The sequence below is a fragment of the Streptomyces sp. NPDC001599 genome, assembly GCF_042893535.1.
GTDB lineage: Bacteria > Actinomycetota > Actinomycetes > Streptomycetales > Streptomycetaceae > Streptomyces.
The window spans coordinates 127,205-140,469 of sequence record NZ_JBIAVA010000002.1 but is presented as its reverse complement, the minus strand read 5'-3'; the positions used below and the strand labels follow the sequence as shown (position 1 = coordinate 140,469).

Sequence of the window (13,265 nt, the reverse complement as noted above, 5' to 3'; positions counted from 1 at the left end):
TCCCTCAACCCTGACAAGCCGGAAATCCAGAAAAGAGACACAGACAGTGGCGAACCAGCCCCGCCCCAAGGTCAAGAAGTCGCGTGCCCTCGGCATCGCGCTGACCCCGAAGGCCGTCAAGTACTTCGAGGCCCGCCCCTACCCGCCGGGTGAGCACGGCCGCGGCCGCAAGCAGAACTCGGACTACAAGGTCCGTTTGCTCGAGAAGCAGCGTCTGCGCGCGCAGTACGACCTCAGCGAGCGTCAGCTCGTCCGCGCCTACGAGCGTGCCTCCAAGACCAACATGAAGACCGGCGAGGCCCTGGTCATCGAGCTCGAGCGCCGTCTCGACGCGCTGGTCCTGCGTTCGGGCATCGCCCGCACGATCTACCAGGCCCGTCAGATGGTCGTCCACGGCCACATCCAGGTCAACGGCCAGAAGGTCGACAAGCCGTCCTTCCGCGTCCGCCCGGACGACGTGGTGCAGGTGCGCGAGCGCTCCAAGGAGAAGACGCTCTTCACCATCGCCCGTGAGGGTGGCTTCGCCCCCGACGGCGAGACCCCGCGCTACCTCCAGGTGAACCTCAAGGCCCTGGCGTTCCGCCTGGACCGCGAGCCGAACCGCAAGGAGATCCCGGTGATCTGCGACGAGCAGCTCGTCGTCGAGTACTACGCCCGCTGATCCAGCGGAAACGCTGAACGAGCAGGCGCAGTACCAGCAGTACCTCAGCCCGCCGTCTCCCCGCCCTTCCGGGTGGGCGAGGCGGCGGGCTTCGCCGTCCGGGCGCCCGCCGGAGCCCGCCGCACGGCAGCCGGGCGCGGCGCCGGCAGCGAGGCCCTCGCACCGGGCCGGCGCAGCGCCCGCGCCACCGCCTCCCGGCGGCCGAGCAGCGTCCCGTGCCGTACGCACTCCTCGTACCGCTCGTCGCCCAGCTGCTCCCGGGCAGCGGCCTCGCACAGCTCGTGCGGCGCGTTGTAGTGCGCCGAGCCGAACAGCGGCAGTCCCACCGACGGCCACATCCGCCCCGCCGCCCCCTGGAGCACCGCCGCCTCCGCCGCGTCGCCCTCCGCCACCGTGACCAGGGCCAGCAGCTCCACCGCGAGCACCGAGCCCAGCTGGTCGCGGAAACGGTGCGCACTGCCCAGGCAGTCGGCCAGCAGCTCGCGGGCGCGCACCGGCTCGCCGTCGCTCCAGGCCGCGTAGGCGAGGACGTACAGGGCGTACCCGCGGGCCCAGCGCTCGCCGTGGTCCTCGCACACCTGGCGCACGTCCTCGCACAGGCGCACCGCGTCCGGCAGATCGCCCTGGAAGGCCCGGGCCATCGCCAGTTCCACCTGGCCCATCAGCACGTTGCTGTTCAGCTCGCCGATCTCCCGGTAGCGGTGCAGCGCCGAACGCAGCAGCGTCTCCGCGCGCGGCAGGTCGTCCGTCACCAGCGCCAGACAGCCGGTGCGGTGCTCCGCGTACGCCACCGCCGTGGGATTCGCCGAGCGCTCCGCCTCCTGGCGGCACTCCTGGAGCGCCGCCAGCGCGGGCACCGTGTCGCCCTGGAGGATCGCCACGTAGGCGAGCACCCACAGCGCCTTCAGCCGCGACTGCTCGCCCGCCGTCGGCTCCGCGTCCAGCCGCACCGCCTGCTCCAGCCAGTGCCGCCCCTCCGAGAGCCGTCCGCAGCCGACCCAGTGGAACCACAGGGCGCCCGCCAGGTACTGGCCCAGGTGCGCGCCGTCCGGCTCGTCCAGACACTGCTCCAGGGCGCTGCGCAGATTCGGCAGCTCCGCGTCCACCCGCGCCGCGACCTCGCCCTGGCGCGGCGAGAACCACTCCAGCTCGCACCAGGTGGCCAGGCCCACGTACCAGTCCCGGTGCCGCCGCCGCAGCCGGTCCGCGTCCCCCGTCGCCTCCAGCCAGTCGGCGCCGTACGCCCGTACCGTGTCGAGCATCCGGTAGCGCACCCCGGCCGGCGTCTCCTCGCGGGTCAGCACGGACTGGGCGAGCAGCGCGGAGAGCACGTCGAGCACGTCGTCGGCCGGCATCCCGTCCCCGCTGCACACGTACTCGGCGGCCTCCAGGTCGAACGGCCCGGCGAACACCGAAAGGCGCGCCCACAGCAGCCGCTCCGGCGGCGTGCACAGCTCGTGGCTCCAGCCGATCGCCGTGCGCAGCGTCCGGTGCCGGGGCAGCGCGGTGCGGTCCCCGCCCGTCAGCAGCCGGAACCGGTCGTCGAGGCGGCGCAGCACCTGCCCCGGCGACAGCGCGCCCAGGCGCCCCGCCGCCAGTTCGATCGCCAGCGGGATGCCGTCAAGACGCCGGCACAGCTCGCGCACCTCCCGCTGGTCCGCGTCCGGGTCCGCGTCGTAGCCGCAGGTGACGCTCCGCTGCCCGGCCCGGACCGTCAGCAGCTCGACCGCCTCCTCCGTCTCCAGCGGCGCCAGCGGAACCAGCCGCTCGCCGGCCACGCCCAGCGGTCTGCGCCCCACGGCCAGCACCCGGAGCCCCGGAGCACGACCCAGCAGCTCGGTCACCAGCGCCGCGCAGGCGTCCACCAGGTGCTCGACCCCGTCCAGGAGCAGCAGCAGCTCCCGTTCGGCCAGGTGCGCGAGCAGCGTCTCCCGGGGCAGCCGGGTCGTGTGGTCGGTCAGGCCCAGCGCCTCCACGACCGCGTAGTCGACGAACTCCTCGTCCCGCACCGGCGCCAACTGCACCCGCCACACCCCGTCCCGGGGCGAGCGGCGCGCGGCCGCCCGCGCGGCCAGCCGGGACTTGCCGACACCACCGGAGCCGGTGACCGTCACCAGTCGTGCGGAGTCCAGCGTCCGCGCCAGCTCCGCCAGCTGTGCCCCTCTCCCGACGAAGGTGTCGAGCTCCAGTGGGAGATTGCCGTGCGGGATGCCGTCGCTCCGATGGTCTCGCATGAAACACGGAGCGTACTGAACCGTATTCACTCCGTACAATCGCTTCGCCGAACCCGACCGCACCGCGCCGCGCGCGACGGGGAATCCGGTGCGGAGCCCCGCGCCCGGCGCGATAGGCTCGGTGCACGACTTTCCCGATGTTCAGGCACGTCTTTCAGGGAGCGGGTGCACACAGTGTCCGGTGGCGAGGTGGCCGGGATCCTGGTGGCCGTCTTCTGGGCGATCCTGGTCTCCTTCCTCGCCGTCGCACTGGCGAGGCTGGCCCAGACGCTCAGGACGACCACCAAGCTCGTGGCGGACGTGACCGACCAGGCGGTCCCGCTGCTGGCCGACGCCTCGGCGGCGGTGCGCAGCGCGCAGACCCAGATCGACCGGGTCGACGCGATCGCCTCCGACGTCCAGGAGGTCACCTCGAACGCCTCCGCGCTGTCCACCACCGTGGCCTCCACCTTCGGCGGCCCGCTGGTCAAGGTCGCGGCGTTCGGGTACGGCGTGCGCCGGGCACTCGGCGGTCGCAAGGAGGACATGTCCGCCCCGGCCGCCCAGGCGCGGCGTACCGTGATCGTGGGCCGCACGCTCCCGGCCGCGCGGCGGACGAAGCGGAAGAAGGGCTGACCGAGCGATGTTCCGCCGTACGTTCTGGTTCGGCACCGGCGTGGCCGCCGGTGTGTGGGCCACCACCAAGGTCAACCGGAAGCTCAAGCAGCTCACCCCCGACAGCCTCGCCGCCACCGCGGCGAACAAGGCGCTCGACGTGGGCACCCGGGTCAGGGACCGCGCGGTGGGTTTCGCGCTCGACGTCCGCGACAACATGGCCCAGCGGGAGGCCGAACTGGACGACGCGCTGGGCCTGAAGGCCCCCGTCGACCCGGGCCCCCTCAACCACGGGCTCGCCGCCCCGCGGTCCCGCCACGCCATCGAGAACAGCAACAGCAGCAACCCGAAGTACGTCGCCGACGACAGGACGACGCACTCGTACAACCGGAATGAGGACCACTGATGGAGTCGGCCGAGATTCGTCGCCGCTGGTTGAGCTTCTTCGAGGAGCGCGGTCACACCGTCGTCCCTTCGGCGTCGCTCATCGCGGACGACCCGACTCTGCTCCTCGTCCCGGCCGGCATGGTGCCCTTCAAGCCCTACTTCCTGGGTGAGGTCAAGCCGCCCTTCGACCGCGCCACCAGCGTGCAGAAGTGCGTGCGCACGCCGGACATCGAAGAGGTCGGCAAGACCACCCGCCACGGCACGTTCTTCCAGATGTGCGGCAACTTCTCCTTCGGCGACTACTTCAAGGAAGGCGCCATCAAGTACGCCTGGGAGCTGCTCACCAGCCCCCAGGACAAGGGCGGTTACGGCCTCGACCCCGAGCGCCTGTGGATCACCGTCTACAAGGACGACGACGAGGCCGAGCGCATCTGGCACGACGTCGTGGGCGTGCCCTCCGAGCGCATCCAGCGCCTCGGCAAGAAGGACAACTACTGGTCCATGGGCGTCCCCGGCCCCTGCGGCCCCTGCTCCGAGATCAACTACGACCGCGGCCCCGAGTTCGGCGCCGAGGGTGGCCCCGCCGTCAACGACGAGCGGTACGTGGAGATCTGGAACCTCGTCTTCATGCAGTACGAGCGGGGCGAGGGCATCGGCAAGGAGGAGTTCGAGATCCTCGGCGAGCTGCCGAGCAAGAACATCGACACCGGCCTCGGTCTGGAACGCCTCGCCATGATTCTGCAGGGCGTGCAGAACATGTACGAGATCGACACCTCCATGGCCGTCATCAAGAAGGCCACCGAACTGACCGGCGTGGCCTACGGCGACGCCCAGGCCTCGGACGTGTCCCTGCGCGTGGTCACCGACCACATGCGCACCTCCGTGATGCTCATCGGCGACGGCGTCACCCCCGGCAACGAGGGCCGCGGCTACGTGCTGCGCCGCATCATGCGCCGCGCCATCCGCAACATGCGCCTGCTCGGCGCCACCGGGCCGGTCGTCAAGGACCTCATCGACGTCGTGATCGAGATGATGGGGCAGCAGTACCCCGAACTGATCACCGACCGCGAGCGCATCGAGAAGGTCGCCCTCGCCGAGGAGAACGCCTTCCTCAAGACGCTGAAGGCCGGCACCAACATCCTCGACACCGCCGTCACCGACACCAAGGCCGCGGGCGGCAGCGTCCTCGCCGGTGACAAGGCGTTCCTGCTCCACGACACCTGGGGCTTCCCGATCGACCTCACCCTGGAGATGGCCGCCGAGCAGGGGCTCTCCGTGGACGAGGACGGCTTCCGCCGCCTGATGAAGGAGCAGCGGGAGCGCGCCAAGGCCGACGCCCAGGCCAAGAAGACCGGTCACGCCGGTGCCGGTGCCTACCGGGAGATCGCCGACAAGGCCGGTGCCACCGACTTCGTCGGCTACACCGACACCGAGAGCGAGTCCACGATCGTCGGCATCCTCGTCGACGGCGCCTCCTCCCCGGCCGCCACCGAGGGCGACGAGGTCGAGATCGTCCTGGACCGCACCCCGTTCTACGCCGAGGGCGGCGGCCAGATCGGCGACACCGGCCGGATCCGGGTCGACACCGGCGCCGTGATCGAGGTCCGCGACTGCCAGAAGCCGGTGCCGGGCGTGTACGTCCACAAGGGCGTCGTCCAGGTCGGCGAGGTCACCGTCGGTGCCAAGGCCCAGGCCTCCATCGACGACCGCCGCCGCCATGCCATCGCCCGCGCCCACTCGGCGACCCACCTCACCCACCAGGCCCTGCGCGACGCCCTCGGCCCGACAGCCGCGCAGGCCGGTTCCGAGAACCAGCCCGGCCGCTTCCGCTTCGACTTCGGCTCGCCGTCCGCCGTGCCGACGGCCGTGATGACCGACGTCGAGCAGAAGATCAACGAGGTGCTCGCCCGCGACCTCGACGTGCGCGCCGACGTCATGGGCATCGACGAGGCCAAGAAGCAGGGCGCCATCGCCGAGTTCGGCGAGAAGTACGGCGAGCGCGTGCGCGTCGTCACCATCGGCGACTTCTCCAAGGAGCTGTGCGGCGGCACCCACGTGCACAACACCGCCCAGCTCGGCCTGGTCAAGCTGCTCGGCGAGTCCTCCATCGGTTCCGGTGTGCGCCGGATCGAGGCGCTGGTCGGCGTGGACGCCTACAACTTCCTCGCCCGCGAGCACACGGTCGTCGCCCAGCTCCAGGAGCTGATCAAGGGCCGTCCGGAGGAGCTGCCGGAGAAGGTCTCCGCCATGCTCGGCAAGCTCAAGGACGCCGAGAAGGAGATCGAGAAGTTCCGGGCCGAGAAGGTCCTCCAGGCCGCCGGCGGCCTCGCCGACTCCGCCAAGGACGTGCGCGGCGTGGCCCTGGTGACCGGTCAGGTCCCGGACGGCACCACCGCCGACGACCTGCGCAAGCTGGTCCTCGACGTGCGCGGCCGCATCCAGGGCGGCCGGGCGGCGGTCGTGGCCCTGTTCACGACGGTCAACGGCAAGCCCCTCACGGTCATCGCCACCAACGAGGCCGCCCGCGAGCGCGGTCTCAAGGCCGGTGACCTGGTGCGCACCGCCGCCAAGACCCTCGGCGGCGGCGGTGGCGGCAAGCCGGACGTCGCCCAGGGCGGCGGCCAGAACGCGGCCGCCATCGGCGACGCCGTCGACGCCGTCGAGCGCCTCGTGGCGGACACCGCCAAGTGAGCATGCCCGAGAACGACCAGGCGGACGGCCCGAAGATGCGTCGTGGCCGTCGCCTGGCCGTCGACGTCGGCGACGCCCGTATCGGGGTCGCGTCCTGCGACCCCGACGGCATCCTCGCCACCCCCGTGGAGACCGTCCCCGGCCGCGACGTCCCGGCGGCGCACCGGCGGCTGCGGCAGCTGGTCGCGGAGTACGAGCCCATCGAGGTCGTCGTCGGCCTCCCGCGCTCCCTCAAGGGGGGCGAGGGCCCGGCCGCGGCCAAGGTCAGGCGCTTCACGCAGGAGCTGGCCAGGGGCATCGCGCCCGTCCCAATCCGGCTGGTGGACGAACGCATGACGACGGTCACCGCCGGCCAGGGGCTGCGCGCCTCCGGAGTGAGGTCCAAGAAGGGCCGGTCCGTCATCGACCAGGCCGCCGCCGTGATCATCCTCCAGCAGGCCCTGGAATCCGAACGGGTGTCAGGCAGGCCACCCGGCGAGGGCGTCGAAGTGGTCATCTGATCGCGGTACGGTAACGTTCCGCGCGATGCGGAGGCATTCGAACAGCCACCGCACAGCAAGAGGCGGAACGGAAGCGGGCTCTTCGGCAAGGGCCCCGGTCCCCGTCGCCTCGCGGCTCTAGGGGATCGATGACTGAGTATGGCCGGGGCCCAGGCTCCGAACCGTGGCATCCGGAGGACCCGTTGTACGGGGACGGCGGATGGGGCGGACAGCAGGCCCAGGCGGGCCAGCAGTCCCCCTACGGCGGCCAGCCGCAGCAGTATCCGGAGCAGCAGGCGCAGCAGGGTTACGGCGACTGGAGCAACGGCGACCAGTCGTCGTACGGCGGGCAGCCCCAGTACGACCAGTACGCCCACCAGTACCCCGAACCGCAGTACGACCCGTACGGTCAGCCCCAGTACGACCAGCACCAGTACGGTCAGCAGCAGTACGACCAGCAGTACGCACCCCAGGCCCAGCCGCAGCAGGGCTACGACGACGGCGGCTGGGGCGCAGGCGCACACCCCCAGGCGCAGTACCCGGCCGACCCGTCCGACCCCTACGGACAGCAGGCCGGCGGCTACGGCGCCGAGCAGCCCGACTTCTACGGCACCCCCGAGGCGTACCCGCCGCCGGAGCCGCCCACCCGCAGGCGCGCCGAGCCCGAGCCGCAGCGCACCGACTGGGACCCCGGACCGGACGAGGGCGAGCACGCCTTCTTCGCCGGCGGGGACGCGGACGAGGACGACGACGCGCCGGGCGACGGCCGCGACAGCCGGGAGGACCGCAGAACCAGGGGTGGCGGCAAGCCCAAGAAACGCCGCAGCGGATGCGCCTGTCTGGTGGTCTGCCTGGTGTTCGGCGGCGGCGTGGCGGGCATCGGATATTTCGGCTACCAGTTTTACCAGGATCGTTTCGGCGCGGCCCCGGACTACGCGGGCGGCGGCAACGGCGAGCAGGTGACCGTCACCATCCCCAAGGGCGCGGGCGGTTCCACGATCGGCCAGGAACTCAAGCGGCAGGGCGTGGTGAAGAGCGTCGACGCGTTCATCGCCGCCCAGCAGAGCAACCCCCGCGGCAAGAGCATCCAGGACGGCGTCTACACGCTGCAGAAGGAGATGTCGGCCGAGAGCGCGGTCGAACTCCTGCTCAGCCCGAAGAGCCGCAGCAACCTGATCATCGCCGAGGGCAGGCGCAACGCCGACGTCTACAAGCTCATCGACAAACGCCTCGAAGTGAAGGACGGCACCACCGCCAAGGTCGCCAAGTCCGAGTACAAGAGCCTCGGCCTGCCCGACTGGGCGCTGAACCACAAGGACGTCAAGGACCCCCTGGAGGGCTTCCTCTACCCGTCCAGCTACTCGGCGGCCAAGGGGCAGAAGCCCGAGGACGTGCTCAAGCAGATGGTGGCACGTGCCAACGAGCAGTACGAGAAGATCGGCCTGGAGCAGAAGGCGGAGGGTCTCGGCCTGGAAGGCCCGTGGGAACTGCTCACCGCAGCGAGCCTGGTGCAGGCGGAGGGCAAGACGCACGACGACTTCCGCAAGATGGCCGAGGTCATCTACAACAGGCTCAAGACCGACAACACCGAGACGAACCAGAAGCTCCAGTTCGACTCGACCTTCAACTACCTCATGCGCCAGAGCAAGATCCACATCAGCGAGTCCGAGATCAACACCAACCCGGACCCGTACAACACCTACTACCACCGGGGCCTGCCGCCCGGACCCATCAGCAACCCCGGCGAAGAGGCCCTGCAGGCGGCGCTCAACCCCACCGAGGACGGCTGGATCTACTTCGTGGCCACCGACGGCGTGAAGAAGACCGAGTTCGCCAAGACCCACGACGAGTTCCTGAAGCTGAAGGACAAGTTCGATGCCAGCTCCGGCAACTGACCGGCGCCGGGCCGCCGTACTCGGCTCCCCGATCGCCCACTCCCTCTCCCCGGCGCTGCACCGCGCCGCCTACGCGGAGCTGGGCCTCGCGGACTGGACGTACGACCGCTTCGACGTGGACGAGGCGGCCCTGCCGGGCTTCTTCGAAGGGCTGGGGCCCGAGTGGGCGGGGCTGTCGCTGACCATGCCGCTCAAGCGGGCGGTGATCCCGCTGCTCGACTCGGTCAGCGAGACGGCCGCCTCCGTGGACGCGGTGAACACCGTCGTCCTCACCGAGGACGGCCGCAGGACCGGCGACAACACCGACATCCCCGGCATCGTCGCCGCCCTGCGCGAGCACGGCATCGAGAAGGTCGAGTCCGCCGCGATCCTCGGCGCCGGCGCCACCGCGTCCTCCGCGCTCGCCGCGCTGGCCCGGATCTGCACCGGCGAGGTCACGGTCCACGTGCGCAGCGCGGCGCGCGCCGCGGAGATGCGGGGCTGGGCGGAACGGCTCGGCGTCGACGTACGCCTCGCCGACTGGGCGGACGCCGCGGAGGCACTGCGCGCCCCGCTGGTCGTGGCCACCACCCCGGCCGGTGCCACCGACGCGCTCGCGGCCGCCGTCCCCGAGATGCCCACCACGCTCTTCGACGTGCTCTACGACCCCTGGCCCACCCCGCTCGCCGCCCGCTGGTCGGCGCACGGCGGTGCCGTCGTCAGCGGCCTCGACCTGCTGCTCCACCAGGCCGTGCTTCAGGTGGAGCAGATGACCGGCCGGGCGCCCGCACCGCTGGCCGCCATGCGAAAAGCGGGGGAGCGCGCGCTCGCGGATCGCTAGGATCCCGTCCGGTTCCGCAGGGGGCGGAACGGGAGGGGAAGACGATCCATGTACACAGGCGTGCCACTGGCCTCCGCCAAGACCCAGATCTTCGAGGCCGTCCTGGGTTTCCTGCCGGACTGGGTGCAGATCACGGTGCTCGCCCTGATCGTGCTCGCCGTCGTCGCCAGCTGGGTGGTCAAGGTGCGGCGCGGCATCGCCCGGCGGCGCGCGCGTCACGCGGGGCCGCCCCTGCCCGGGGCGGCGCGGCAGGGGCAGGGCACCGGCGGTGACCACCTGGGGCCCTACGCACCACCGCAGCCGGAGCGGAGCGGGGCCGACTTCCTCGGCCCCTACGCTCCCGCACGGCGGCAGGAGAGCGGCGCGGACTTCCTCGGTTCCTGTGCTCCGCCGCAGCGGCAGGGCGACCGACCCGCCTGACGCCGTCCTGGGACGTAGGTGCGTCGCGCGTGTCCCCTCGCGCGTCCCCCCGCGTGTCCCCTCGCGCGTCCCCTCGCGTGTCCGTCCGGGCGTCCGGCAAATGGACCGGCGACCGGGTCCGGCGACCGGACGTGGGAGGATCGGGGGCGGCGGACCGGGGCCGCGCACCCGGTCGGACCGTCGTGTACGCGAAGAAGGCGCGTACGCGGGGCATACCGGGGCGCGAGCACTGAGGAGCACCGTTGAGCAGGTTGCGCTGGCTGACCGCGGGGGAGTCCCACGGCCCCGCACTCGTCGCGACGCTGGAGGGACTGCCCGCCGGTGTGCCGATCACCACGGAGATGGTGGCGGACCACCTGGCCAGGCGGCGGCTCGGATACGGCCGCGGTGCGCGGATGAAGTTCGAGCGCGACGAGGTGACCTTCCTCGGCGGCGTCCGGCACGGGCTGACCATGGGTTCCCCGGTCGCCGTGATGGTCGGCAACACCGAGTGGCCCAAGTGGGAGCAGGTCATGGCGGCCGACCCGGTGGACCCGGAGGTGCTGGCCGGCCTCGCGCGCAACGCCCCGCTGACCAGGCCGCGCCCCGGCCACGCGGACCTCGCCGGGATGCAGAAGTACGGCTTCGAAGAGGCCCGGCCGATCCTCGAGCGCGCCTCCGCCCGTGAGACGGCGGCCCGCGTCGCCCTGGGCGCGGTGGCCCGGTCGTACCTGAAGGAGACGGCAGGCGTCGAGATCGTCAGCCATGTCGTCGAGCTGGCCTCGGCGAAGGCGCCGCGGGGCGTGTACCCGACGCCGGCCGACGTGGAGAAGCTGGACGCCGACCCCGTGCGCTGCCTGGACGCGGACGCGTCGAAGGCGATGGTCGCCGAGATCGACCAGGCCCACAAGGACGGCGACACCCTCGGCGGCGTCGTGGAGATCCTCGCCTACGGTGTGCCGGTGGGGCTCGGCTCGCACGTCCACTGGGACCGCAAGCTCGACGCACGGCTCGCGGGCGCCCTGATGGGCATCCAGGCGATCAAGGGCGTCGAGATCGGTGACGGGTTCGAGCTGGCCCGGGTGCCCGGGTCGCAGGCGCACGACGAGATCGTGGGCACGCCCGACGGCATCCGCCGCGTCTCGGGCCGTTCCGGCGGTACCGAGGGCGGGCTCACCACCGGTGAGCTGCTGCGGGTGCGTGCGGCGATGAAGCCGATCGCGACGGTGCCGCGCGCCCTGAAGACCGTGGACGTGGCCACCGGCGAGGCCGCGCAGGCGCACCACCAGCGCTCCGACGTGTCCGCGGTACCGGCCGCCGGGATCGTCGCCGAGGCGATGGTGGCGCTGGTCCTCGCGGACGCGGTGGCGGAGAAGTTCGGCGGCGACAGCGTGGCCGAGACCCGCCGCAACGTGCGCTCCTACCTCGACAACCTGGACATCCGATGAGCGCACCGCTGATCGTCCTGGTCGGACCGATGGGGGTCGGCAAGTCGACCGTCGGGCAGCTCCTCGCCGAGCGGCTGGGCACGGGACACCGGGACACGGACGAGGACATCGTCACCGCCCAGGGGCGGGCCATCGCCGAGATCTTCGTGGACGAGGGCGAGGCCGCCTTCCGAACCCTGGAGAAGGAGGCCGTGCGGACCGCGCTCGCCGAGCACGAGGGCGTCCTCGCCCTCGGCGGCGGCGCGATCCTGGACGCGGACACCCGCGCGCTGCTCGCCGGGCAGCGCGTCGTCTACCTCTCGATGGACGTCGAGGAGGCCGTCAAGCGCACCGGTCTGAACGCGGCGCGTCCGCTGCTGGCCGTCAACCCGCGCAAGCAGTGGCGCGAGCTGATGGAGGCCCGCCGGCACCTCTACGAGGAGGTCGCCACGGCCGTCGTGGCCACGGACGGCCGTACGCCCGAAGAAGTCGCCGAAGCCGCCCTGGACGCAGTGGAGTTGAAAGAAGCATGAGCGAGGCAGTCACCCGCATCCAGGTCGGCGGCACCGCCGGGTCCGACCCCTACGAGGTCCTGGTCGGCCGTCAGCTCCTGGGCGAGCTGGGCGGCCTGATCGGTACGAAGGCCAAGCGCGTCGCGGTGATCCACCCCGAGGCGCTCGCCGAGACCGGTGACGCGCTGCGCGCCGACCTCGCGGGGCAGGGCTACGAGGCGATCGCCATCCAGGTGCCCAACGCCGAGGAGGCCAAGACCGCCGAGGTCGCCGCGTACTGCTGGAAGGCGCTGGGCCAGTCCGGGTTCACCCGCACCGACGTCATCGTCGGGGTCGGCGGCGGTGCCAGCACCGACCTGGCCGGATTCGTGGCCGCGACCTGGCTGCGCGGGGTGCGCTGGATCGCCGTCCCCACCACCGTGCTGGCCATGGTGGACGCGGCCGTCGGCGGCAAGACCGGCATCAACACGGCCGAGGGCAAGAACCTGGTCGGCTCCTTCCACCCGCCGGCCGGTGTCCTGTGCGACCTGGCCGCCCTGGACTCGCTGCCGGTCAACGACTACGTCTCCGGACTGGCCGAGGTCATCAAGGCCGGTTTCATCGCCGACCCGTCGATCCTGGACCTGATCGAGTCCGACCCGCAGGCCGCCCGGACGCCGGCCGGTCCGCACACCGCCGAGCTGATCGTGCGCTCCATCAAGGTCAAGGCCGAGGTCGTCTCGTCCGACCTGAAGGAAGCGGGCCTGAGGGAGATCCTGAACTACGGCCACACCCTCGGCCACGCCATCGAGAAGAACGAGCGCTACAAGTGGCGCCACGGCGCCGCCGTATCGGTCGGCATGCACTTCGCCGCCGAACTGGGCCGCCTGGCCGGGCGGCTGGACGACGCCACCGCCGACCGCCACCGCAGCATCCTCGAAGCGGTCGGACTGCCGCTGCACTACCGCTACGACCAGTGGCCCAAGCTGGTCGAGAACATGAAGGTCGACAAGAAGTCCCGCGGCGACCTGCTGCGCTTCATCGTCCTGGACGGCCTCGCCAAGCCCACCGTGCTGGAGGGCCCCGACCCGGCCGTCCTCCTCGCCGCCTACGGCGAGGTGGGTGAGTAGTACCCCGGTGCGTCGTTCCGCCCGATTCGCCGGGCGGGACGGGCACTTCGGGGCACC

At 71.8% G+C, this 13,265-nt stretch carries 12 protein-coding genes; 11 read left to right on the top strand and 1 reads right to left on the bottom strand.

The window, feature by feature from the left end; genetic code table 11:
• The first annotated feature begins 46 nt into the window (after positions 1-46).
• Positions 47-661, top strand: coding sequence for a 30S ribosomal protein S4 (gene rpsD / locus ACFYZ3_RS05235; RefSeq protein WP_003977321.1), 615 nt, complete (start codon positions 47-49; stop codon positions 659-661).
• 44 nt (positions 662-705) lie between these two features.
• On the opposite strand, the gene ACFYZ3_RS05230 is transcribed toward rpsD, so the two are convergent.
• Positions 706-2,895, bottom strand: coding sequence for an ATP-binding protein (locus ACFYZ3_RS05230; RefSeq protein ID WP_388514121.1), 2,190 nt, complete (start codon positions 2,893-2,895; stop codon positions 706-708).
• A 165-nt stretch (positions 2,896-3,060) separates the two neighbouring features.
• Between ACFYZ3_RS05230 and ACFYZ3_RS05225 the strand changes: the two genes are divergently transcribed.
• From ACFYZ3_RS05225 to aroB, 10 genes are all read left to right on the top strand, one after another.
• Positions 3,061-3,510, top strand: a complete 450-nt coding sequence (locus ACFYZ3_RS05225; protein ID WP_076973493.1) for a DUF948 domain-containing protein — start codon at positions 3,061-3,063, stop codon at positions 3,508-3,510.
• Positions 3,511-3,517: 7 nt separating this feature from the next.
• On the top strand, positions 3,518-3,895 hold the full coding sequence (locus ACFYZ3_RS05220; protein WP_388514119.1) for a hypothetical protein: 378 nt from the start codon (positions 3,518-3,520) through the stop codon (positions 3,893-3,895).
• Complete coding sequence (gene alaS / locus ACFYZ3_RS05215; RefSeq protein ID WP_388514118.1) at positions 3,895-6,567, top strand: alanine--tRNA ligase; 2,673 nt, start codon at positions 3,895-3,897, stop codon at positions 6,565-6,567. The genes ACFYZ3_RS05220 and alaS overlap by 1 nt, the downstream gene beginning before the upstream one ends.
• 2 nt (positions 6,568-6,569) lie before the next feature.
• The gene (gene ruvX, locus ACFYZ3_RS05210) at positions 6,570-7,067 is read left to right on the top strand and encodes a Holliday junction resolvase RuvX (protein ID WP_388514841.1); all 498 of its coding nucleotides are present in this window, start codon (positions 6,570-6,572) and stop codon (positions 7,065-7,067) included.
• A 128-nt stretch (positions 7,068-7,195) separates the two neighbouring features.
• Complete coding sequence (mltG, locus tag ACFYZ3_RS05205; RefSeq protein ID WP_388514116.1) at positions 7,196-8,941, top strand: endolytic transglycosylase MltG; 1,746 nt, start codon at positions 7,196-7,198, stop codon at positions 8,939-8,941.
• Positions 8,922-9,761, top strand: a complete 840-nt coding sequence (locus ACFYZ3_RS05200; RefSeq protein ID WP_388514115.1) for a shikimate dehydrogenase — start codon at positions 8,922-8,924, stop codon at positions 9,759-9,761. Before mltG ends, ACFYZ3_RS05200 begins: the two co-directional genes overlap by 20 nt.
• Before the next feature lie 48 nt (positions 9,762-9,809).
• On the top strand, positions 9,810-10,181 hold the full coding sequence (locus tag ACFYZ3_RS05195; protein ID WP_388514114.1) for a hypothetical protein: 372 nt from the start codon (positions 9,810-9,812) through the stop codon (positions 10,179-10,181).
• A 242-nt stretch (positions 10,182-10,423) separates the two neighbouring features.
• Positions 10,424-11,608, top strand: a complete 1,185-nt coding sequence (gene aroC / locus ACFYZ3_RS05190; RefSeq protein ID WP_388514113.1) for a chorismate synthase — start codon at positions 10,424-10,426, stop codon at positions 11,606-11,608.
• Positions 11,605-12,120 (top strand): shikimate kinase, encoded by a 516-nt coding sequence (locus ACFYZ3_RS05185; protein ID WP_388514112.1) that lies wholly within the window; start codon positions 11,605-11,607, stop codon positions 12,118-12,120. Before aroC ends, ACFYZ3_RS05185 begins: the two co-directional genes overlap by 4 nt.
• Positions 12,117-13,208 (top strand): 3-dehydroquinate synthase, encoded by a 1,092-nt coding sequence (gene aroB, locus ACFYZ3_RS05180; protein ID WP_388514111.1) that lies wholly within the window; start codon positions 12,117-12,119, stop codon positions 13,206-13,208. Before ACFYZ3_RS05185 ends, aroB begins: the two co-directional genes overlap by 4 nt.
• The last annotated feature ends 57 nt before the right edge of the window (positions 13,209-13,265 follow it).